This is a genomic window from Bacillus yunxiaonensis, from assembly GCF_037104695.1.
Lineage (GTDB): Bacteria > Bacillota > Bacilli > Bacillales > Bacillaceae_G > Bacillus_A > Bacillus_A yunxiaonensis.
The window spans coordinates 347,932-370,585 of sequence record NZ_JBAWSV010000004.1; the positions used below are offsets into that span (position 1 = coordinate 347,932).

The following is a 22,654-nucleotide window of genomic DNA, read 5'->3' on the forward strand; positions in this document are numbered from 1 at the left end:
TCCCCTTTGTTTACCAATAACATTACAATCGATTTAAAAAAATTTGATATACACTAAACCATGTAAAGATTAGAAAGAAGCCGAGTAAAAAAACAGAAATTAATGTTCCTTTTAGTGAACTTTTCTTTTGTTGTTTCTTCTCGACTGGCTGTAATTTACGCTCCCCCATTTTTTCTCCTCCTCAAGAAAGTGAATTTTACATTTTTATCATACAAAATATTTTGACAATTACTACATAGTCTGCAGTGCTTTCAAAAAGTGTTCATTGATACAATTAAAACTATGCTTATGATGAAAAGCTGATAAACCGTGATTTATTACAGATTTTATAATGAGGAAATGTGAAAGAAATGTGAAATGGGTAGTTCATTCACAATGCTAGCAAGCTAAGTGGTTTTGGATTTCTTAAAAAGTATATGTATCATTTCAAAATGAAAGAGGTTTCAAAAGTCGAACGAAGATTGTATATTTTTGAAATTTGTACGTGTTTTTTTCGAGAAATGCTTTTCAAAGTAAAAAAAGTGAGTTATAATCCTTTTATTAAATTAAATAAGTTAGCAACACTCATATAATCGTAGGGATATGGCCTGCAAGTTTCTACCGAAGTACCGTAAATGCTTCGACTATGAGTGAGGACGAATATATGCTATAGTTGCATTCTTTTTTAGCAAAGCTCCAAAAGCACGTCTCTCACTTGTATTGGGTGAAGGCTGCTTTTGGAGTTTTTTATTTGCATAAGAGGGGGAACAAACCATGAAATTATTACAAGAGAAAATTATGCGAGAAGGAAAAGTATTGTCAGATGATGTGTTAAAGGTAGATGCATTTTTAAACCATCAAATTGATCCAGTGCTTATGCAAGAAATCGGGAAAGAATTTGCCAAGCGTTTTAAAGACGAGAAGATTACAAAAATCGTGACGATTGAGTCTTCAGGAATTGCTCCAGCTGTGATGGCTGCATTAGAATTTGGTGTTACAGTTGTTTTTGCAAGAAAACGTAAATCGTTAACGTTACAAGATAATATGTATATTGCAAAAGTATATTCTTATACAAAGCAAGAAACGAACGAGATCTCCATATCAAAACAATATATACATGAAGACGATCGTGTTCTTATTATTGATGACTTTTTAGCAAATGGTCAGGCAGCACTTGGTTTAATGAACTTAGTACAGCAAGCAGGAGCAACAGTAGCGGGTATCGGAATCGTGATTGAAAAAGCATTTCAAGATGGCGGAAGTAAATTACGTGAGAGCGGCGTTCGTGTAGAATCGTTGGCAGAAATCGCATCGCTTAATAATGGGACAGTTCGTTTTGTCGAACATGCGGTAGCGGAGGTGAAGTAAGATGAAACAACACCCTTTTAAGATTGCATCTCTTGGTATTCAACATATGTTGGCAATGTATGCTGGGGCAGTTATCGTTCCGCTCATTGTTGGAGGCGGACTTGGATTAAATCAGCGTGAACTTACGTATTTAGTGTCAATTGATTTATTAATGTGCGGTATTGCAACAATTTTACAAGCATTAACGAATCGCTTTTTCGGTATTGGGCTTCCAGTTGTGCTTGGTTGTACTTTTACAGCAGTCGGACCGATGATTGCTATTGGTAAACAATATGGGGTATCCGCTGTGTATGGTTCTATTATTGCAGCAGGACTATTCGTTGTTTTATTTTCTAGTGTGTTTGGGAAGCTTGTAAAACTATTTCCCCCAGTTGTTACGGGTTCAGTTGTAACAGTTATTGGAGTTACATTAGTTCCAGTCGCGATTAACGACATGGCTGGCGGTGTAGGAAGCAAAGATTTTGGTAGTTTATCCAATTTAGCATTAGCATTTGGAGTATTGTTATTTATCATCATTATGTACCGTTTTTTTGATGGTTTCATTCGCTCTATTTCTATTTTATTAGGATTATTATTTGGTACAGCAATTGCTGCGTTAATGGGGAAGGTAAGTTTACAAGCAGTAGCGGAAGCAGATTGGTTTCATGGTGTGCAGCCATTTTACTTTGGTACACCAACATTCGAATTAACACCTATCATTACAATGATTCTCGTTGCTTGTGTGGGAATTGTCGAAGCAACAGGAGTTTATTTTGCACTATCAGATATTTGTAACAAAAAAATTGGTGAAAAAGAATTAGCAAAAGGATACCGTGCAGAAGGAATTGCAATGATGTTAGGTGGTATTTTTAACTCATTTCCGTATACGACATATTCACAAAATGTAGGTCTTGTTCAACTGACAGGTGTGCGCAATCGTGTTGTCATTTACACATGCGGCGGTATGCTAATTGTACTTGGATTTATTCCAAAGATTGCAGCATTAACAACAATTATTCCAACGCCAGTACTTGGCGGTGCAATGCTTGCGATGTTCGGAATGGTTATGGCATATGGTATTAAAATGTTAAGCGCTGTTAACTTTGCAAAACAGGAAAATTTATTAATTGTTGCATGCTCTGTTGGGATTGGTCTTGGTGTAACAGTTGTGCCAACATTATTCTCGCAGCTGCCAGAGAGCGTTCGTATTTTAACAGATAACGGAATTGTATTAGGAAGTGCATCAGCAGTACTTTTAAATATTGTGTTTAATATGGTTCCGCAAAAGCAAACGAAGATAAAAGAAGAGCAAGTTGCAATGCAAAGTGCGGTGTCTGAAGCGTAAAATTAAAGACGTGTGATTGTACATGAGTGTTATGTGGCATTCAATCATAAAAAATGGGTTGCAAGTCATTTTGAAATGTTTAAATAGATGATACTTTCTTTATCATCTTTCTTCTTCAACAAACGGGTCGAATTCGTTGAAGAAGAATCTGTAAAATATTGTGTATCAATAAATGTATGAGAATTAACCTATTCAAAAAAGTAATCCTTTACGGATAAAAAATTCTTTAGTTCCAAGGGTTGTTTTTTTGATGTAACCTTGAAATGGAGTTTGATTAAACTAACTCTATAAACGTTGATAAAAGAGCAAATATTAAAAGCGTGTTTTGGAAAAAAATAATCAAAACACGCTTTTTCTATATTCAATTGAAACATTCTTCTATAAAAATGTTTGATCATCTCTATGATCGTTATTGCATTAAATGACCCTTTAATGCAATAACGTGACTGATATTTTTTAACAACGTTATTATGTTTTAAACGACTTTATTGTAAATTTACACTATCATCGATACCACACCTCGTTGAGCCACATTATTACAGATTTATAGATTTAGTTGAGATGGACTCACTTTTTGAATTTGAACAAGTATGTCAAACGATTTACCTAATGATATATTAACAGTTTTCGGTATGTCAGGGCCTACGGAAGTTATTCCGGAAAAAAATGGATGTTGCGCGTTTAACCAAGTTTTTGTCATTCCGTTTGCCTTACGTAAATCAATCAAAAATTGGTCGTTTTTGACTTGTCCCAAGGTGTAGTTATAACTGTTTGGATCATCTGATTTTACTGTTCCATATGGGCCAAATTCACGGTTACTATTATAAACATTATACCGTCCTTCATAAACAGATGTTCCAATAGATACATACTGTTTTCCATAATGTTCTGCTAAATGTTGTCCAGCTACTTTAGGATATATAAAAGGTAACATATTTGTTTTCGAAACGTGTCCATTATGTGCCCATACAATTGTTTTTCCTAAATGTTCTTCTGCCCACTTCGCATTTTCATACATTGCAATATCATGCTTCAAAAAAAGATCTGACGGGTTATCAGGCAATGATGCTGCCATTGTAGTAAACTGCTCGATAATACGGGCATTTTGTTTTATCCATGCGAACTCTTTGGAGTTTCCGTTTAGAGTACTTTTATTTTGTTCTAATAAAGCACTGATTTGTTTAGCATCTGAAATATATTTTTCTTTATCTTCTTCCGTAAGGCTGCCAATGATAGAAACATCCTTTGTTACAGGAATAAGGTCTTTTATCTTCTCTTCTAAACTAGACACAAGATTTGGATTATTTCTTTTTACATATTCTGTTATATTATTATAAACATTTCTGTTTACTGATTGTATATCCATCCCAATGACACGCACTTTGGATTTATGTTTTGGATTAGCATTATATTGATGTATCCAATTGATAAGATTTAATATTTCTTTCGTGTTAAATACAGGCGATAGATGTTGGCTAGGATCCCCTTTTCCGGTAAGAACATAGCGATCTAGTTCTAAAGCTTTGTCCCATCCCTCTTCTAAAACTAAGTTGGTAAAGCCTTTTTCAGATACTAAATAATTAACAATGCGATGTTTCATTGTAAAAACTTCATGAGCCCCATGCGTAGCTTCACCTAAGCCTACGATTGAAGCTGATCCTACCATCTCCTTAAGTGGTTTTAAATCATTAAGAGATGCAGTGGGATTAGTTGTTTTTAAAGGATTTGCATGCTCTTCTAACCATTTGGCTATTGGATTAGTATTGTGGGGCGTTGTAACAGAAATCTCTGTGTTTGAAGTTGCATAAGTATTTTCTGTAAAATTAGTCAGTGATATAGTAGCAGCGGGAATTGTAGTAGTCATTTTTTTCATAAAAACCTCCTAAAATGCTTATTTATTAGTTTTTTGACATGTTCTAAGAGCATCCGTTTGAAACATAATTTTCCTCTCACAAATTTATTCTATTTCCTAAAACTCACTTATTTCTTAATAGATTCTTAAGAAATCCTTAATTTACTCATGCCAATACAAAAAAACAAAATAACTTGCCACCCAAAAATACAGGAAGCAGGTTATTTTGTTTTTCACTTTTAAATTCTGTGGAATAAACAGCATAAATATTTTCTATCCTATCTATCCTTCTCTTGTCCTTTATATAATGTGCAACATTATATAAAGGACAAGAAAGTTATAAAGTATCTTGACTTTTGATAAATTATGACGAGATACTGCTTTGTTTTTTCAACGGCATGTTTCTTCCGTAGGTACTAAGACGCCAAATATATTCAAGTGGTCCATACTGATAACGAGATAGCCACCAGCGGCTGATAAAGATTTGAATCATATAGAAGCCAATACAGAAAAGTGTGCCGCCCCATAGTGGGAATATGATATTTGCTTGAAATAATAAGCCAAATACTAATAAGGTTACAATAGTTTGCGAAATATAGTTTGTTAATGCCATGCGGCCAACATATTGGAAGGGGCGGAATACTTTTTGCCATTTTGCATGCTGCAACAGACGCATAAGTGTGAGAATGTAAAAAATGAATAATGTTTTTCCGCTTAACGTAATAAAGGCAATCATCTTAAACGGCACGTATGAATCGTTCATATTGAAATAGACAATCATAATCCACCAAGTTGGCAAAGTAGCAAGGAAGGAAATGATTTGCCATTTTTTTAGCTTTGTATCAATGTCTTTTTTGCGGCGGAAGATTTCTTTTTTGCCGGCGTATAGACCGAGTAAAAAGAGACCAACTGTTTCCGGTAGCATCATAAGAGAATAGCCGATTTCTTCAGAGTAAAAAGTGGTAAAGCGATCTTGAACTTGCAAGATCCAATTTTGTAATGGAATAACTGGAGCTGAAAAACCCCCAAGCTTTTCAGATGGAACGACTAGCATCGTTAAACTAGCAAGTAACATAATGAATTCCCATATACTTAACAAAATAATCGACCAAATCAGTAAAGTTTTTGGTTGTCTTTTATAAAATAAAAGGAGAACGAATCCGCTAATCGCATAATTATGTAAAATATCGCCATCCCAAAGTAACACATAATGTAAAAATCCAAACAATAATAAAATGAATAGTCTACGTATAAATAATATTTTTGGACGATGTACTTTCTCTTCGGCTCGCGTCATAAAAATATAAAAACTAAGGCCAAACAAAAAGGAGAAAATCGTGTAAAATTTTGTTTGGACAAATATATCATAAAATAGTCGAATATAACGATCCAATCCTTCGTAAACACCTGTTAAATCTCTTGATTCAATGCCAGCTAATACTGGCCAGTTTACAAGGAAAATACCAAAAACTGCAATCCCGCGTATAATATCAATAGAATGAATCCTTTCATTTTGTGAAATACTTTGTTCCATACTTCATCTCCTTTTCTTTTTATCCCGCTATTCGCGGGCAGTAAGAGCCCCACCTCAAGATTGAGAGATAAGTGAAGAAAATGGGTGTGGGATAGCTGCTGGCATGCGCCCGATTGGCGAGAGCTTTCCATCAGTGGGGGATGAAGAAAACTTCCACTGATGGAAGTTTTCTTCATCACTTTTAGTATATACGGTGTGAAAAGCAGGGGATATATATTTCCAGTTTTTTAAACTGTTAACATTTCTTCTGTGAGTTATAATAAGAGGGCACAACAATTTTACACTCCTTTAAAACAGGCAGTATGAAAAGCTCTCTGAAAGAGAGCTTTTATTTTTAAATGTATGTTGATAATCATTCTCTTTAGTGATAAAATATCTTTAAAAGTGATAATCATTATCAAGAAAGTTAGGTGTGATTATATGGTATACGCATTTTTAGCAGGAACAGTTGTTTTATATGCAGTTGTAACAAAGCATGTGTTAAATCGAGTAGGAGCAACTAAATAATGAACTATATTACATAGAAATCCCTTTCATTTTTGCATAGAATGAAAGGGATTTTTTATTTTTTTACTGTGAAGATGCTGAAAATTTAGTAATATAGAAGATATATACATCTTGGAACAAAGGGGCACGAGGGGATGACAAAAACAGTGCAAACAAACAGTTTACAAAAGCTTGTTTGTTTTTATGAAGAATGGCAGAAAAAAAGTGATACAGAACATAGTGAAAAGCTGCTTGAAGTTATACAGAAATATAAAGAAGAGCAGCTCATGATTGCCTTTTGCGGGCATTTCTCTGCTGGAAAATCAACAATGATGAACTATCTATATAAAGATCAATTGTTGCCAACAAGTCCGATTCCAACGAGTGCGAATGTGGTAAAGATAGAAAAAGGACACGCACGCGTTATTGTTACATTAAAATCAGGACAGAAATACGAGTATGCTGGTATGTATACAGCAGAAGAATTAAAACAGCTTTGTAAAAATGGCGATGAAGTGATTGGAGTTCATATTTACCGGAGCGATGCACCGCTCCCAGAAGGCGTTGTTCTTGTTGATACGCCTGGTATTGATTCAACTGATGATGCACACCAACTTGCGACTGAATCTACGCTGCATCTTGCTGACATTATTTTTTATATGATGGATTATAATCATGTGCAATCGGAAGTGAATTTACAATTTGTTAAAGAATTAAAGCAGCGTAACAAAACAGTTTATCTTGTTGTGAATCAGATTGATAAGCATAAAGAACAAGAATTGTCTTTTTCTGCTTATCAGCAAAGTGTAATGCAGTCATTTGCAAATTGGAATGTTGACGTTGATGGTATATTTTATACGTCTTTACGATTACCAGGGCATTCGTACAATGAATTGGAAAAGCTAGAGGATCTGCTTGTTTCTATTATGAAAGAACGCGGTTCTTATGTAGAAGGTGGAATGGAAAAGGAAGTTTCTTATTTACTACAAGAACATCTTTCCCATTTGTTAACTCAGTATGAGAAACAACTGGAGCCGTTTCGTGAAGAATTAGCATCGGTATTATCATATGAAGAAGTTACGGCGATTTTAGAAGAACTTGCTAAAAAAGAAAAAGAATTTTACGCAAAAGAAGATGAAGTAAAAAATAGATTTATCATAGGGCTGCAAAATATATTAGATAATGCATATTTAATGCCATTTGAAATGCGTGATTTAGCAAATCAATACTTAGAAACAAAATTGACGAAATTTAAAGTTGGTTTATTATTTGCAAAAGCGAAAACTGATCAAGAAAAACAGCGTCGTTTACAAGTGTTTTATGAGTCCCTGCAAAAGACGGTAGAAGCGCAATTAGACTTTCATGTAAAAGAATATATTGTTTCTTTTGCAAAGCAAGAAGCGATATTTACAGAAGAATTAGGAAAAGCAGTATACGATTTGAATATTTTCTTTGAACCGTCGCTTTTAGAAGAAGTAATTAAGCAAGGAGCAGGATTTACAGGAGATTATTTATTGCATTATACAGCAGATGTTGCAAATGAATTAAAGAAACGATATTACAATGCGGCACAATCTATATTTGCGAAAGCTTTACCGATAATACAAGAAAGAGGAAAAGTTGAGCTGTTAAGCATTGATAGAGAACGGAAGCAATACGAAGCGGTGCGACATGCGAATGACATGAAACGTCAATATATGGAACAATACGATCAGTATGCAACATATTTGCATGATGTATGGAACGATTGTGTTTCTGTGCCTGAAACGATGAAAATAGAAGAAATTTTACAACAAACACAACAAGTGACAAATGCTAAATTTGAATTACAAGAACAAGGAGCTGTATCTACGTATACGGAAGATCAAGTTGCAAGTGCAGGCAATGTTAATATTCAGAGCGTATTAGAACATGTGAAGGAAACAGAATTTGTTCTAAAACAGCTTCCAGCTTTGACGCACGTATACGATGAAATTGTTGAAAAGAGAAAACGCATTGAAACAAAACAATTTACTGTAGCGTTATTTGGAGCATTTAGTGCAGGAAAATCGTCATTTGCCAATGCCTTATTAGGAGAGAAGGTACTACCGGTATCACCGAATCCTACAACAGCAACGATTAATCAAATTTTACCGGTAACAGATGAGAAGCCGCATGGTACGGTAGTTGTACAGTTTAAATCGGAAACGGCGCTCTTTGAAGACTTAAAGGCTGTTTATAAGTTATTTCATCGTGATGTTACAACGTTAGAAGAAGCTCTCTTACAAATTGATGATGTACTGCAATATCCAGAGCCAAGTGGCAGACAAAAAACGACGTTTAGTTTTTTACGAGCAGTTCAGCATGGATATGCTGAAGTAGGGCATCGTTTGGGAGAACAATCGCACGTAACGTTAGCTGAATTTGCTGATTATGTTGCCAATGAAGAAAAATCATGCTTTGTAGAATATATGGAGCTTTATTATGATTGTGAATTAACAAGACAAGGCATTGCGCTTGTTGATACACCGGGAGCAGACTCTGTTAACGCGCGCCATACAGACGTAGCGTTCCAATATATAAAAAATGCAGATGCAATTTTATTTGTAACATATTATAATCACGTATTTTCACGAGCTGATCGAGAATTTTTAATTCAGCTTGGACGCGTAAAAGATACATTTGCACTTGATAAAATGTTCTTCTTAATTAATGCTGCGGATTTAGCGCAGTCAGAAGAGGAATTACAAACAGTAAAAGGATATATTAGCGATCAATTGTTGCAGTACGGGATTCGTAATCCACGTCTGTTTGCGATTTCTAGCTTATTTGCATTAGAAGAAAAACAAGGTAAAGATATTTCGCCAGAAACGTATGGTATTTTAAAACATTCTGGTCTTGCACCGTTTGAACAAGCTTTCACTTCGTTTATCATGAGAGATTTAATGCTTGTATCGATTCATTCTTTATATGGGGCACTTCAAAACGGCTATAAACTTCTCACAAATATGATTGAAAGTGCAACGCAAGGAAATGAAGAAAAAGAGAAAAAACGAAAAAAATATGAAGCGGAACGTGAAGAACTGCTTCATATGATTACTTCGCATAGTGTTGTAACAGAAGAGATGGCGTTAGAAAATGAAGTGAAAGAGCTTCTATATTATGTAAAGCAGCGCTTATTTTTACGCTACAATGATGTGTTTACAGAATTTATTAATCCAGCTTCCTTACGAACACAAGGGAATGTGAAAGAAAAATTACAAGAGTGCATGATGGAGTTAATTGCTTTCTTACAACATGACTTATTGCAAGAAATGCGTGCAACGTCGCTGCGTCTTGAAAAATGGATGAATGAAACGATGAAACATGTGCAAGAAGAAGTAGCAGTGCAATGTGCTACAAAGAATGAACAGCTCGTCATCCATACAGATACAACATATGACTATCGCGTTCTTATGCATGAAAATCCATTTCCAAATATGGAAGCAAAACAATTTAAAAAAGCATTATCCCATTTTAAAAGTGAGAAAAACTTCTTTGAAAAAAATGATAAAGCATTGATGCAAGAAGAAATGAAGCAAACATTAGAACCGTTTGTAGCAGATTACGTAATGGAAGAACAGCATCTATTTATTGATCATTATAAACAAGAATGGCTTCATAGATGGAAACTTGTGAAAACAGTCATGATGCAAGACGCAGCGCAATACTATGAAAGTTTATTATTTGCGTTATTGGAAACAATTGATGTTTCTGCATACGAACAGAGAAAAGAAGAATTGGCAAAACAATTAATGAAAATAGAACATGAAGTAGAAGTTCTATAAGTATTAAGAAAAAAAGATACGTTCAATGCGTTTTTGTAGTACAGTATCTAATGATTTTACAAATCCTGCAAATTCATCTGAGGAAACCATATGAGTTAAGACGAGTCGTTTTCCATCTGGCGTTTCGCCGCATAAGACGAAGGATGCGAATTCATATGGTTTCCCTTCTATCACTAACTTTGGATAAGAGTACGTGCCATTTTTCTTTTTCTTCTCATCAATGGAGATTATATTGCACTTCTTTTCATTGTTGTCCATAGTGATGACCTCCTTTGTATTACTTATGGAAGACAAGGGGTATTTAGAACAGGAGGGGATGAGAGAATTTTTATGGAACGATTCATTGTTGAGCGCATTTCTGAGGATAAGGCACCGATATCGTTATTATTACTTGCTGATCCGAGCGAAAGGCAGTTACAGTCGTATCTTCAACGAGGAATGATTTACGTTGCTAAACGCGATGAACATGTAATAGGGACATATATATTATTGGAAACACGTCCTCAGACGATGGAGATTATGAATATTGCAGTTTGTGAACAAGAACAGGGTAAAGGCATTGGGAAGCAGTTATTGCAGCATGCAATTACAACTGCAAAAGAACAGGGCATGCGGAGGCTTGAAATTGGGACAGGTAATTCGAGCGTTTCGCAGCTTGCTTTATATCAAAAATGTGGATTTCGTATTTTTTCTATTGATTTTGATTACTTTTCGAAGCATTATGAAGAAGAGATTATTGAAAATGGCATTATATGCCGGGATATGATTCGGCTTATGATGGACTTACACTAGGGGGAAGAGAACATGGAAGTACATGCAGCAATTACAGAGCATTCTCGTAAACAAAATGAGGTTGTGAAAGCATTTCTACAATTAGAGGCGCAGCGTGAAGCAGCAATAGAAGCAGCCGTATCACTTGCGTTAAATGGAAAACCTTTCTCTGTTGATGTAATTAATATGGTAACAAAACAAATTAATGAGCTTGCAAAAAACGGTATTGCACAGCAACGTAAGATTGTGACAGAAGAAATGGTGATGGAGTACGTAGGACGTTTACAAGAGAAAGAAGGTCGCTAAGTATGATCGTTACAGTCGAGTGGTTGCATGAACATATACAAGATGAGCATGTTCGTATTATCGATTGTCGTTTTGACTTAGCAAATCCGAATTGGGGCAGAGAGCAATATAATGAGGCGCATATTTTGGGTGCACTCTATTTTGATTTAGATAAAGATTTATCAAGTCCGATTACACAACATGGAGGACGTCACCCGCTTCCAAATATAGAAGCGTTTGTACAAAAGCTTTCACGAGCTGGGATTGATGAACGTACAACAGTTGTAGCATATGATAGCCAAGGAGGAGCGATGGCCTCTCGTCTTTGGTGGCTCTTAACGTACCTTGGACATGACAAAGTATATGTATTAAATGGTGGTTTCCCAGCATGGAAGGAGCAAAAATTCGAAGTAACGAATGATATACCGGTTTTTGTATCTAAGACGTTTGTTCCATCTATACAGCATGATATTGTCGTAACAATGGCGGAATTACAAGAGAAAATCAACAAACAGGCAGATATAACACTTATTGATTCGCGAGAACCAAGGCGCTACGAAGGATTAGAAGAACCAGTGGATAAAGTAGCAGGTCATATTCCAACTGCGCAAAACTACTTTTGGAAAGACGGCGTAACTGATTTTGGTGCTTTTAAAGGACAAAGCGAACAAGAAGAGCGCTTTATTCATCTTGATAAAAAGAAAGAAACGATTGTATATTGCGGATCAGGTGTAACGGCATGTCCGAATGTATTAGCGTTAAAAATGGCTGGTTTTACAAATGTAAAATTGTATGCAGGCAGCTGGAGTGATTGGATTTCGTATCCTGAAAATTCAATTGTGAAAGAAAATCAGTAGCCTATTGCATGGTGAAAAAATTTGTATTACAATAGGAACACAAACAAGAAATACTTAAGAAATAATATATTTTACACATTGTGAACAATGTGATAAGATAACGACAAATAAATAAAACATCCTGCGGTGTGCGTAACTTATTTATGTCTAAAACCGATGTTAGTTTTACGGAAGTTCGATATTTAGAGGCCAACATCAAGCCTTTCTTTGAGAAGGAAGATGAAAGGTAACTGTGAGAACATCCACCTGCGAGTAGCGGGTTTTTGGACATTTACGAGGGACGGCACGTGCGGGGTTCTATTTATCCTAATGATTAATAATAAATGCCTACGATGTACGTAGCTTGTGTATGTCTTAAACCAATGAGAGTAATACGGAAGTTCAATATTTAAATGTAGCCATCATGCCATCTTTTTAAGAAGGAAGATGAAAGCATTTTTGAGAGCATCCACCTGCGAGAGCGGGTTTATGGACATCTAGAGAGAACGGCATATGTGGGTCCTTTATAAAAACTTTATGTTGTATAACATAAGGTTTTTTTATTTGTTTTTCAGTATCATAGAAGAAATATGAGAATGTTACATAAAAAACATTGACACCAACTAGAAACGAGAGTAACATTTTTCTTATAATTAAATATGTCTCTGTTAGGTGAGGCTCCTGTATAGAGAGATGCTACTGCCCAAAAATGTCGAGAGACGCCAATGGGTCAACAGGAATGATCGAATTAAGGTCCTTTTTAATGTAGCTGGTGAAGAACCTATGCTATACAGTGCTAAAGCTCGGCGAGGGAGAGGTGCGATTGTTTTTAATGTAAGCTACTATGAAATGTAGTTTCATTAAGCTTCGCTTATTTGCGTATGTTCAGGCCTTTCTTGTTTCCGGGAAAGGTCTTTTTTAGTAAGGATGTATGTTGTACAAATACACATAACAAAAAATAAGTTTATGAGGAGGTGAGGAGCAATGTCAGCTTCGGACTCGGTTCCGTTACCCATATATTTCAAAAAGAGAATATGTCATGTAGGTAGGAAGCGAATTGTTCCTCCCTCTATATCTGTAAATAGATAAGTCGAGAAACAGTGAGTTCCTTCCTGCGTGCGTCAAAGAGGAGACGGACGATGTTATATGTAAATAAACGAGATGGAATTATAGATAACATAAATCATAAAGGGCGAGAAATTTTACAGAAAAATAATGAAATGTTAGTAGAAGTTGCGATTCGAGATGTGAAATCTGTATATGCTTATTTTAAAACAACAAGAAATGGTCTTTCTGTTAAAGAAGCAAAAAAACGTATCGCGCAATATGGGAAAAATGAACGATATGCGAATAAAAAAATCATGCTGGCTTATATCATGATGAAGTTGATTGAAAAAGTAAGTCTGTTTGAAAAGGAAGCGAATCAAACGAGTGCACCAACATCAAAAACAGTTGCAGTTTTAAGAGTAGTAAATGAAAAGGCAAATGGAGTAGATCCAGATTCTGAAATGATGAATATTCCTGTAGAAGAATTGGTTCCAGGTGATGTAATTTGTCTTTCCGCAGGTGATACTGTACCAGCTGATGCCCGCATTATTTACGCAAAAGATTTATTAGTAGATGAATCCCCCTTAACAGGAAAAGAAATACTTGTAGAAAAATATGAAAGTTGTTATCATATCGAGAAAAAGAGATTTATGCCGTTAAAACGCATAAAAGATTATAATCCGCTTTATCTTGAAAATTTATGTTACAAAGGTACCCATATTGTTAATGGCACAGCAAAAGCAGTTGTTGTTTCCACTGGAAATAATACATATGTGGAACTATTACATCAATATTGTAAGTAATCTTTATGGATGCTAAATGGGGTAAATCATTGTATAATAAAAAGTACAATCATCATTGATTATTTATAACCTTGCGTCATGACGTGAGGTTTTTATTTTTGTCATTAGGAGAGGAATTATGAAAAAAGTATTATTAGTAGATGGAATGGCACTATTATTTCGTGCTTTTTATGCAACAAGTGTATACGGACAATTTATGAAAAGACAAGATGGTACCCCGACAAACGGGATTCATGGTTATATGAAGCATTTATTAACAGCGTCTGGGACAATTGAACCGACTCATATTGTAACGTGCTGGGATATGGGGAGTACAACGTTTCGAACAGAAACATTTTCAAACTATAAGGCGAATCGCGGTGCACCGCCAGAAGAATTAATTCCACAATTCGATTTAGTACAAGAAATGACTGCACATTTATCTATTCCAGTTATTGGTATAAAAGGATATGAAGCTGATGATTGTATTGGAACATTAGCAAAAGTGTATCAAAACGAAGCAGAAGTGTTTATTTTAACGGGTGATACAGATTTGCTGCAGCTTGTTGATACAAATATTACGGTCATGCTTCTTCGAAAAGGAATTGGGAACTATGAATATTACACGCCTGAAAAAATTATCGAAGAAAAAGGTGTACAGCCGTGGCAAATTGTTCATGCAAAGGCATTTATGGGTGACTCAAGCGATAACTATCCAGGCGTAAAAGGAATTGGTGAAAAAACAGCATATAGGCTTATTCAAGAGTATGGAACCGTTGCAGCTGTCTTAGAAAACATTACATCATTGACGAAAGCACAGCGCACAAAAATTGAAAACGACTTAGACAATTTGCATATGTCATTACAACTTGCACAAATTCATTGTGAAGTGCCAATTTCTTGTGGATTAGAAGAAGCCCTTCACACAATTGATATAGAAAAAATGCGATTCGTTTGTGAGCAAATGAACTGGAACAGACCAGAAATGTTTGTAAATATGTTATAAAGTGAAACATCCGTCAGCGGTGACTTTTCTTCATTCCTCACTGATGAAAGTGTACCTAAAAGTAGCGGGATAAAAAGTGCTTTTTGAAAAGAATTTATTTTAGACTAATAATAACGCCCAATCAAACTATACATTTGATTGGGCGTTATTATTTATATTTAAAACATTTTAATTGGATATGGTTACTAGCATATCTAATTTCTTTAGATTGATAGTAAAGGTAGTAAACAAACTGTTGGCAAAGTTACAATCACAGAACTATACACATATTGACTCATGCAAAAATATACGTAGTTTTCATTTAAAATTCAAATGGATTTCACACAAATCTATTATTATTACACAATACAGATAATTACTTATCTTTTATATAAATGAAATTTTTCATAGCAATCAAGGAGGAATCTAAGTATGCGAAAAAAAATAAGAAAATCCTTTAAACAATTACTAATAGAAAATAAACAATTATTATTGAATGATAAGGAGAACCTAAGAGAAATTGAAGAGAAAATTGAAAAACGACATGTATCATATAGAGCGGTGAGTAACTGAGTAAAGGAAAGTTTTTGATCAGGAAAATAATTTATAAATCGTGAACATACATTCAAATAACAACAGTGCCACTTAAGGTGCTGCTAATTTGAAAGTCCTTTCAGTGATAACCTGAAAGGACTTTGTTTATTTAAAAATAGTTTTTAATTGACCGTAAATCTTATTTATAGTCGATTTCTTGTAAATGAGTGAGTAACTGACTATGAATACGTAACAAAGTTTGAATATCTTCTTGTGGCATTTTTTCTAATGCAATCATCATTGCACGATAAGAGGATGAATTTTCGATAGATTTTTTTGCGATTTCTTTTCCTTTAGAAGTGACGTTTAATTTGAGCTCCCTTCGATCTTCTTGAGATTGTGCTCTTTCTACCAATCCGAGCTGAAAAAGTCCCTCTACACTTACACTTACTGTACTTTTAGGTAAAGAAAGCATTTCTGTTACTGCTTTTAACGTAAGGTCTGGTTTTGTATAAATAGTGTTTAAAATCCCCATTTGAGATACCGTCAATCCTAAGCTAGCAGCATTTTGTTGGGTGAATGAAGCAATTGTTTTTTGAATTTCTAAAAATGATTGCATGATTTTTTTGGTTGTATGTAAATCGTTATTCGCCATTGCTAATCCTTCTTCCTATGTATTTAGTTCCTTTTTGAACAGTTCGATATTAAACTAAAATAAATAAATAATCAACGAATTTGTTCTTTTTATCCCGCTATTCGCGGTCAGTAAGACTCCCACCTCAAGATTATGAGGAATGAGAAGGATGATAAGGTGGGGGAAACCACTGATAGAAGTTTCACTTTATTTTTCAGAAAACAGGAGATTCTACAGCAGTTTTCAAAGAAAATTCATTCTCATAATGCTTGAAAACATGTATGATAGAAAGTAGAGGATTTTTCAAATTAGGTGGGGACATCATGCAAACAGTTCAAGACTATCTTTCATTCTTACATACAAAAGGATTTAAATTATCAGAGGAAGCACAAGGATTTATTATGTTTGGTCAAGGATATACAGGTGCATCTGATGGAATTGTGAATGTGGCGATTGAAGCGACGATTAAGCATCAATTACAGTTTGATGGTAGTTACTTTATTGCTTTATTAGAACGATTAAATGAAGAGAAAATTACCGATAAAAAAAGCGCGCTGGCTTTTATGCGGAAGTTACAAACATAACTTCATGCAGCCTGCGCTTCTTTTTTTTGTTTATTTGGGAGTTCCACAAAGATCATTCCTAAGAAAATACAAATGCACCCAATGATAGCTGATACCGACAATTGCTCATTTGCAACAAGAACACCTGTGATTGCTGCAAAGACTGGCTCCATTGCAAAAATAATGGCAACGCGAGTAGGTGACGTGTACTTTTGTGCTGTTGTCTGAATAAAGAATGCTAGAGAAGTGGCAAATAGCGATGTTAGCAATAGTGCAAACAAAAATGAGCGATTTGTCCATAATGAAAGCGAAAATAACTTCTCCCAATCTTCAAACAAAAATGCACAAATAGAAGAGAAGACGCCAACTGCTAATATTTGTGTTGTACTTAATAATAGCGGAGACACCTTTTTTGAAAAGAACCCATTTACAAGTATGTGAGCAGCAAATGCTACAGCGCAACCTAAGATAAGAAGGTCTCCTATATTTAATTGAAAAGAATTTCCAGCTGTTAATAAGAACAATCCAATTGTAGCTACTGTAATTCCGAGTACAATAAATATATTCGCTTTTTGCTTTAAAAAGATAAACGATAAAACAGGTACCATGACAATACTAAGTCCTGTTAGAAATCCTGCTTTAGAAGAAGTTGTATATAATAAGCCGCATGTTTGCAGCAAGTAACCAATACATAAAAAGAATCCTACTATGATACCAGCGACGCTACTATACCCTGCCCGTTTAATAGGTGTTTTTTTCATAGAAATGAGCTGAATAACGAATAAAATAAGTCCAGCAAATAAAAAACGTACAGCATTAAAAGAAAATGGTCCGACAAATGACATAGCATTTTGAACGACAACAAACGTAGCTCCCCAAATAAAGGCAACGAACAACAATGCGAGAGGAGCAATCCACTCTTTTTTCAATACACTACCCCCGTTCATTTTTTAAAATCGCTTTTCGCGCTAATTCATCTGCTACTTTATTTTGACTGCTTGGAATCCACTTCATAAAAAAGAGATCAAATTGCTGGGTCATCTGCAATGCTTCTTCTAAAAGTGGTGCATATAAGGGATTCTTCGCATATTGTTTTTCAACAGCTTGTTCTACAAGTTGGGAATCTGTTCGAAACGATACAATTTTATAATTATGTTCGGTGCAATATTTTAATGCAGCAAGTAATGCATGATACTCAGCTTCATGGTTGCTCATAACTCCAAGTGGAACAGAAAGCTGCACAGGCGGTTGAATACCTTTAATAAAAACCCCAGCGCCAGAAGGACCTGGGTTTCCTTTTGATGCACCATCAATGTACACTTCAATCAAATTGAAAACCTCCGATTAACCGATTGTAATGCTATAGCGGCATGTAAATGTTTCATTCGCTTTTAACATTTGAATTCCTTTTTTCTCTTTAAAGTCTTTTGCGGGTTCTACTTCATCAGCAATGCCATACCAAGGTTCAATACATAGAAACGGTGCGCCGTTTCCAGGTGTCCACACACCTACAAATGGAAATCCTTCAAATGCTACTTTAATAAATTTATTATGTTTATGAGAGCGGATAGCAATTTCGTTTTTGTTCATATTTTCAAAAATAAGCGCATCGTTTTTAAATAAATCGTATGTAAGCAGAAGTTCGGTTGTTCCTTCTGCTACTAGGAGTTTATTTTTAGAAAGAAATGGTCCTTCTAATACGCTTGTTTCTAAATGTTCTGGAGTGCTGAAAGATAAGTAGTAATCTGTGAAAGATTCATTTGGTAGTAAAGGACAATTAAAACCAGGGTGTCCTCCAATTGAAAAATACATTTCTTTCGTATTTGGATTGATTACTTCGTATGTTATGTACACAGATGTTTCATGTAATTCATAAGAAACGAGTAATTCAAATGCAAATGGATAGTTTTGAAATGTTTCTTCATTACTCGTTACTGTGTATGTAATTTTTGATTCACTTTGTTCTTTTATTGTAAATGTTAGATCGCGAGCAAATCCATGCTGTGTTAACGAATAAGATTTTCCATCGATATAATATGTATTATCTACTAATCTTCCGACGATAGGGAATAAAATGGGAGCACGTCGTCCCCAATACTTTGAATCCCCTTGCCACATATACTCTGTATGATCTTCTTTTAAGCGAATGCTTTGCAATTCTGCACCTTTTTCAGAAATAGAAACGATCACTTTTTCGTTTTGAATTGTTGCTGTCATGAACAATCCCTCCTAAATCTTTCATGTTTTTTATCCCGCTATTTGTGGACAGTAAGTCACCCACTGATGGAAGTTTCACTTTATTATACGTCCTATAAAAAGAAAAGGATAGTTTATGACTGTCCGTTTGTAATTCAGTTCATTTGATACATCTTTTGCCATATTGACTTAAATTCAAATTATAAATATAATGTATTTTTGTTCATTTACATATTCACGTGGTTCGTAACCATCCCACGTAAAAAAACTAAGGAGATTATACAATGAAAATTAAGACAATTGTTGGTAACGGGATTTTAGCAGCGTTATATATTGCCGTTTCCATGCTTATTCAACCTTTTGGTTTTACGAATATTCAATTTCGCATTTCGGAAATGTTCAATCATCTTGTTGTGTTCAATAAAAAATATATTTATGGGATTGTGTTAGGCGTATTTTTAACAAATCTCTTTTTCTCACCAATGATTGCATATGATCTTGTATTTGGGGTGGGGCAATCTATTGTCGCCTTGCTTTGTACAATTGTTTCTATGCGTTTCATAAAAGGGATATGGGCGCGTATGATTTTTAATACAGTTGTCTTTACCTTTACAATGTTCCTTATTGCCATTGAACTACATCTTGCATTCGATTTACCATTTTTGCTTACATGGCTAACATGTGCAGTTGGTGAATTTGTTGTAATGGCTATTGGAGCACCTGTTATGTATTTTATTAATAAACGAGTGCAGTTTGAAAAATTTGTATAAGATGGCTAAGAGAGTTGTTCACTTAATCGTGACAACTCTTATTTCTTTTCCTCAATTCATCGTTCGAAGATGTGATGTATTCGGAATAGAATACTGTACTCATAGACAAAATATTATAAAATGAACATGTAATATTTGGTAGTGCATTGATTTTATACGTACAAGGGGGAGCGAAATGAAATATAAAATAACTTGGTTATATCGAACAAAGAATGGTTTAGAGACTAAACTTGAAACAGATTACCTTCGTTTAGAAGAGGCGATGCAGTTTGCAGTGGACTTTGAAAAAACAGGGAGAGCGAAAGAACTGTTGTTTTACGATGAAATGGGGACAGAATGGACGTTAAAAGAAGTTAAGAAACTGAGTAAACAAGTTGAAGAAGAGCCGCAAGATCTCTTATTGTATTTCGATGGAGGATACGATATTGAGACGAAAGAGGCGGGTGTGGGAGTGAGCATTTATTATAAGAAGCAGGGAAAAACGTATCGAATTCGTCGCAATGCTTACATAGAAGGAATTGATGATAATAATGAAGCGGAATACGCTGCACTATTATATGGAATGAACGTGCTAGAAGAGCTAGGAGTTAAGTATGAATCCGTTATACTTCGCGGTGATTCTCAAGTGGTGCTCCAGCAATTAGAGGGTGAATGGCCATGTTATGAGGAACATTTAATCCATTATTTAGATCAAATCGAACAAAAAGCAAAACAGATGAGAATAAAATTGATATGTGAACCCGTTTCTAGAAAACAGAATAAAGAAGCTCATCAATTGGCAACGCAAGCACTTGAGGGAACAAACATTGATAGTCATAAAGAAATAACAGAATAGGGGTGTAAGGGAGTGGATCGTAAGCAGCTGATTACGGAAGTGAATGATTTATTAGAAACATATTGCGATGGCTGCTTTTTACAGCAGCATTTTCGAAAAGAACATAGTAAACGTTATGCCCACTCCTTTTGCATTCGGCAATGCACAATAGGAGCAAAGCTAAAAGAGTATGGAACTCGATTGTCTTGAATGATTCCCTATTAACTTTGTTGAGATAGGGAATTTTATACGATTATATGTAGAAAATTTACAGCCGTTTTTTATCCTGCCATTTAGGGGCAGTAAGACCCCGCCTCAAGATTTAGAGAGGATAGGTGGAGGATGAAAAACACTGACAGAAGTTCCACTTTATAGCCCGTTACGTACATAATAAAAACATCCAGAGAAAATCCCCTGGATGTTTTTTAATGCTTTGCTTCTTGTAATTGATGCTCGCATTTCTCTAATTTTGCTTCTTGATCTAATAAAAATGGTGCATCTAAATCTGTTGCTACTTCTTTCATTGTTTCGAGCTGAAGGCGAGCTGATTCAACCGCATTTGTAGCATGCTGCAATGATTCAGGATCCATTGTGATCGTCGCGGAACCAACCATCTTTTGAGCAGTTTCTACGCGAAATTTTACTTCTTCAAAATCGTTTACAGGTAGACCCATTGTTTTCTCCTCCTTTATTTTCTCATTTCACATAGTTTTCGCTCTGTGAAAAAGAAATATACAGAGGAAACAACAAAGGAGGCTACCGATAGGCAACCTCCTGTCATATGTCGAATTAAAGTTTTACTACGTTAGCAGCTTGAGCTCCGCGGTTTCCTTCAACGATTTCGAAAGAAACTTCTTGACCTTCTTCTAAAGATTTGTAGCCTTCTCCTTGAATTGCAGAGAAGTGTACGAATACATCGTCTGCGCCTTCAACTTCGATAAATCCAAAACCTTTTTCGCTATTAAACCATTTTACTTTACCTTGCATGTTATAATGCCTCCTAAATATAATTACTTTCTCATTTAGTGAACGAAAACATTTACAAATTCATAAAATTGAAATTGTTATATTCTCGAATATTCTGCTAAATGATAATTTAAATATACATGGAATGGGAGATTTTAGTCAAGTAAGCGGTTTTATCTTTTTGTATTTTTAAATAATTTTTCACACTAGCTTTATGTATAGGTATAGAACAACTGTTATTTTTAATATCTTTAAATAAAGGCTGTACATAAAGAGCTGAGAGAATGCAGCAGTCTTATTTATCCTGCTATTCGCGGGCAGTAAGACCCTTACATCAAGATTCAGAGGGAAGATAGGTGGGGGATGAAGAAAAGGACGATATACCAACTTGGATATTTACAGTAATTTGAGAGCTTTTCTAATGTTGTATTAAATCCAGCGTTACTTTGCAAATTTGGATTATCTTTTGTGTTTCTATACACATATTGTACAGGCATTCATATGCTATATAGGATTTTTTATTGTTTTATCTTGGATTTTGAAGTGTAAAACAAGGAATTTTACAATAAAATATGGAATATAAACAGAAAGAGGCAGGAGAATTTCTTTCAGAAATATATTAAATATCGCTGTTTCTGTTCATTTTGAAAGAACGTTATTTCGCCCCAAAGTATTTGGGTATATTACAGTAAAGCAGGAATTATATTAGTGGACTATTCCATTCGTTTTGTGTATCAAGCTTTATAATTGTTCATATAAATTAAAGGGGAGATTTTTATGTATCGAACCAAGATAAATGAAAAAGAAATTATTATTACATTAGCACCGAAAATTCGTAAAGAAGTAACGGACAGAAATCCATTATACGAGGCTGTTCTTCAAACTGCTGAGCGATTACTTCAAACAAAACAACCAACATTTGCTGTAAATCATGAAATATTAGGGCTAATTATTGGAGAAGTACAAAGAGGGGAAGTAACAGTTTTTGCAGTGGAACATATTATTCCGAAACAGAATATATTTGGCTCAAGTAATTTTTTATATCGAAATGGAGAAGCAAGTAAGTTTATAATGGGAATGGAATAGAGATAAAAGAAAGCGGCCATAACAATACGTTACGGT

25 protein-coding genes, 2 other RNA genes and 3 riboswitches are annotated in these 22,654 nt (G+C 34.9%); of the genes, 17 read left to right on the forward strand and 10 right to left on the reverse strand.

Annotated features, from left to right (window positions below):
• Window positions 1-22 precede the first annotated feature (22 nt).
• The gene (locus WAX78_RS13905) at window positions 23-169 is read right to left on the reverse strand and encodes a cytochrome c oxidase subunit 2A (RefSeq protein WP_336482854.1); all 147 of its coding nucleotides are present in this window, start codon (window positions 167-169) and stop codon (window positions 23-25) included.
• A 375-nt stretch (window positions 170-544) separates the two neighbouring features.
• Window positions 545-646, forward strand: a riboswitch (purine riboswitch).
• Between the two features lie 107 nt (window positions 647-753).
• Between WAX78_RS13905 and WAX78_RS13910 the strand changes: the two genes are divergently transcribed.
• Complete coding sequence (locus WAX78_RS13910) at window positions 754-1,347, forward strand: xanthine phosphoribosyltransferase (protein ID WP_336482855.1); 594 nt, start codon at window positions 754-756, stop codon at window positions 1,345-1,347.
• Between the two features lies 1 nt (window position 1,348).
• Window positions 1,349-2,671, forward strand: coding sequence for a xanthine permease PbuX (gene pbuX, locus WAX78_RS13915; RefSeq protein ID WP_336482856.1), 1,323 nt, complete (start codon window positions 1,349-1,351; stop codon window positions 2,669-2,671).
• A 544-nt stretch (window positions 2,672-3,215) separates the two neighbouring features.
• On the opposite strand, the gene WAX78_RS13920 is transcribed toward pbuX, so the two are convergent.
• Together WAX78_RS13920 and WAX78_RS13925 are read right to left on the reverse strand one after the other, a co-directional pair.
• Window positions 3,216-4,544 carry an erythromycin esterase family protein gene (locus WAX78_RS13920; protein WP_336482857.1) on the reverse strand — a complete coding sequence of 443 codons (1,329 nt, stop codon included), beginning with the start codon at window positions 4,542-4,544 and terminating at the stop codon, window positions 3,216-3,218.
• Between the two features lie 343 nt (window positions 4,545-4,887).
• Window positions 4,888-6,057 carry a DUF418 domain-containing protein gene (locus WAX78_RS13925; protein ID WP_336482858.1) on the reverse strand — a complete coding sequence of 390 codons (1,170 nt, stop codon included), beginning with the start codon at window positions 6,055-6,057 and terminating at the stop codon, window positions 4,888-4,890.
• Between the two features lie 342 nt (window positions 6,058-6,399).
• Between WAX78_RS13925 and WAX78_RS13930 the strand changes: the two genes are divergently transcribed.
• Both WAX78_RS13930 and WAX78_RS13935 read left to right on the forward strand, forming a co-directional pair.
• Complete coding sequence (locus tag WAX78_RS13930; protein WP_336483035.1) at window positions 6,400-6,564, forward strand: hypothetical protein; 165 nt, start codon at window positions 6,400-6,402, stop codon at window positions 6,562-6,564.
• A gap of 134 nt (window positions 6,565-6,698) precedes the next feature.
• A complete protein-coding gene (locus WAX78_RS13935) occupies window positions 6,699-10,349 on the forward strand; it encodes a dynamin family protein (RefSeq protein ID WP_336482859.1) in 3,651 nt (1,216 codons plus the stop codon).
• A 3-nt stretch (window positions 10,350-10,352) separates the two neighbouring features.
• On the opposite strand, the gene WAX78_RS13940 is transcribed toward WAX78_RS13935, so the two are convergent.
• Entirely contained in the window at window positions 10,353-10,607 is a 255-nt protein-coding gene (locus WAX78_RS13940; RefSeq protein ID WP_336482861.1) for a DUF3931 domain-containing protein, read from the reverse strand.
• A 72-nt stretch (window positions 10,608-10,679) separates the two neighbouring features.
• Here WAX78_RS13940 and WAX78_RS13945 point away from each other — a divergent pair, with 72 nt between their 5' ends.
• From WAX78_RS13945 to WAX78_RS13980, 8 genes are all read left to right on the forward strand, one after another.
• Window positions 10,680-11,141, forward strand: coding sequence for a GNAT family N-acetyltransferase (locus WAX78_RS13945; protein WP_336482862.1), 462 nt, complete (start codon window positions 10,680-10,682; stop codon window positions 11,139-11,141).
• Between the two features lie 12 nt (window positions 11,142-11,153).
• Complete coding sequence (locus tag WAX78_RS13950) at window positions 11,154-11,426, forward strand: YpbS family protein (RefSeq protein ID WP_336482863.1); 273 nt, start codon at window positions 11,154-11,156, stop codon at window positions 11,424-11,426.
• A 2-nt stretch (window positions 11,427-11,428) separates the two neighbouring features.
• On the forward strand, window positions 11,429-12,262 hold the full coding sequence (locus tag WAX78_RS13955; protein WP_336482864.1) for a sulfurtransferase: 834 nt from the start codon (window positions 11,429-11,431) through the stop codon (window positions 12,260-12,262).
• Window positions 12,263-12,377: 115 nt separating this feature from the next.
• Window positions 12,378-12,562, forward strand: a non-coding RNA gene (gene ssrS, locus WAX78_RS13960) — 6S RNA.
• 21 nt (window positions 12,563-12,583) lie between these two features.
• Window positions 12,584-12,767, forward strand: a non-coding RNA gene (gene ssrS, locus WAX78_RS13965) — 6S RNA.
• A 131-nt stretch (window positions 12,768-12,898) separates the two neighbouring features.
• Window positions 12,899-13,064: riboswitch (M-box (ykoK) riboswitch) on the forward strand.
• Between the two features lie 316 nt (window positions 13,065-13,380).
• Window positions 13,381-14,091 carry a P-type ATPase gene (locus WAX78_RS13970; protein ID WP_336482865.1) on the forward strand — a complete coding sequence of 237 codons (711 nt, stop codon included), beginning with the start codon at window positions 13,381-13,383 and terminating at the stop codon, window positions 14,089-14,091.
• 118 nt (window positions 14,092-14,209) lie between these two features.
• Window positions 14,210-15,076 (forward strand): 5'-3' exonuclease, encoded by an 867-nt coding sequence (locus tag WAX78_RS13975; protein WP_336482866.1) that lies wholly within the window; start codon window positions 14,210-14,212, stop codon window positions 15,074-15,076.
• A gap of 411 nt (window positions 15,077-15,487) precedes the next feature.
• Complete coding sequence (locus WAX78_RS13980; protein WP_336482867.1) at window positions 15,488-15,628, forward strand: FbpB family small basic protein; 141 nt, start codon at window positions 15,488-15,490, stop codon at window positions 15,626-15,628.
• 160 nt (window positions 15,629-15,788) lie between these two features.
• Here WAX78_RS13980 and WAX78_RS13985 read toward each other — a convergent pair whose 3' ends face one another.
• Window positions 15,789-16,244, reverse strand: coding sequence for a MarR family winged helix-turn-helix transcriptional regulator (locus tag WAX78_RS13985; protein WP_336482868.1), 456 nt, complete (start codon window positions 16,242-16,244; stop codon window positions 15,789-15,791).
• Between the two features lie 302 nt (window positions 16,245-16,546).
• Here WAX78_RS13985 and WAX78_RS13990 point away from each other — a divergent pair, with 302 nt between their 5' ends.
• Window positions 16,547-16,807: a DUF6123 family protein gene (locus WAX78_RS13990; protein WP_336482869.1), complete on the forward strand. Its 261-nt coding sequence runs from the start codon at window positions 16,547-16,549 to the stop codon at window positions 16,805-16,807.
• Between the two features lie 2 nt (window positions 16,808-16,809).
• Here the strand turns inward: WAX78_RS13990 and WAX78_RS13995 are convergent, their stop codons facing one another.
• The 3 genes from WAX78_RS13995 to WAX78_RS14005 are packed head-to-tail and all read right to left on the reverse strand — an operon-like array spanning window position 16,810 to window position 19,003.
• A complete protein-coding gene (locus tag WAX78_RS13995) occupies window positions 16,810-17,715 on the reverse strand; it encodes a DMT family transporter (RefSeq protein WP_336482870.1) in 906 nt (301 codons plus the stop codon).
• 4 nt (window positions 17,716-17,719) lie between these two features.
• Window positions 17,720-18,115, reverse strand: a complete 396-nt coding sequence (locus WAX78_RS14000) for a reverse transcriptase-like protein (RefSeq protein ID WP_098309337.1) — start codon at window positions 18,113-18,115, stop codon at window positions 17,720-17,722.
• 15 nt (window positions 18,116-18,130) lie between these two features.
• Entirely contained in the window at window positions 18,131-19,003 is an 873-nt protein-coding gene (locus WAX78_RS14005) for an aldose 1-epimerase family protein (RefSeq protein ID WP_336482871.1), read from the reverse strand.
• Between the two features lie 212 nt (window positions 19,004-19,215).
• Window positions 19,216-19,260, forward strand: a riboswitch (PreQ1 riboswitch).
• A 6-nt stretch (window positions 19,261-19,266) separates the two neighbouring features.
• On the opposite strand from WAX78_RS14005, the gene WAX78_RS14010 reads away from it, so the two are divergent.
• The 3 genes from WAX78_RS14010 (at window position 19,267) to WAX78_RS14020 (ending at window position 20,776) form a co-directional block, all read left to right on the forward strand.
• Window positions 19,267-19,752 (forward strand): QueT transporter family protein, encoded by a 486-nt coding sequence (locus WAX78_RS14010; RefSeq protein ID WP_336482872.1) that lies wholly within the window; start codon window positions 19,267-19,269, stop codon window positions 19,750-19,752.
• Window positions 19,753-19,927: 175 nt separating this feature from the next.
• Window positions 19,928-20,587 (forward strand): ribonuclease H family protein, encoded by a 660-nt coding sequence (locus tag WAX78_RS14015; protein ID WP_336482873.1) that lies wholly within the window; start codon window positions 19,928-19,930, stop codon window positions 20,585-20,587.
• Window positions 20,588-20,599: 12 nt separating this feature from the next.
• Window positions 20,600-20,776: a zinc-finger domain-containing protein gene (locus WAX78_RS14020; protein ID WP_336482874.1), complete on the forward strand. Its 177-nt coding sequence runs from the start codon at window positions 20,600-20,602 to the stop codon at window positions 20,774-20,776.
• 215 nt (window positions 20,777-20,991) lie between these two features.
• On the opposite strand, the gene WAX78_RS14025 is transcribed toward WAX78_RS14020, so the two are convergent.
• Window positions 20,992-21,240 carry a DUF2564 family protein gene (locus WAX78_RS14025; protein ID WP_336482875.1) on the reverse strand — a complete coding sequence of 83 codons (249 nt, stop codon included), beginning with the start codon at window positions 21,238-21,240 and terminating at the stop codon, window positions 20,992-20,994.
• 115 nt (window positions 21,241-21,355) lie between these two features.
• Entirely contained in the window at window positions 21,356-21,553 is a 198-nt protein-coding gene (gene cspD / locus WAX78_RS14030; protein WP_336482876.1) for a cold-shock protein CspD, read from the reverse strand.
• Between the two features lie 756 nt (window positions 21,554-22,309).
• Here cspD and WAX78_RS14040 point away from each other — a divergent pair.
• The gene (locus WAX78_RS14040) at window positions 22,310-22,618 is read left to right on the forward strand and encodes a cytoplasmic protein (protein WP_336482877.1); all 309 of its coding nucleotides are present in this window, start codon (window positions 22,310-22,312) and stop codon (window positions 22,616-22,618) included.
• Window positions 22,619-22,654 lie beyond the last annotated feature (36 nt).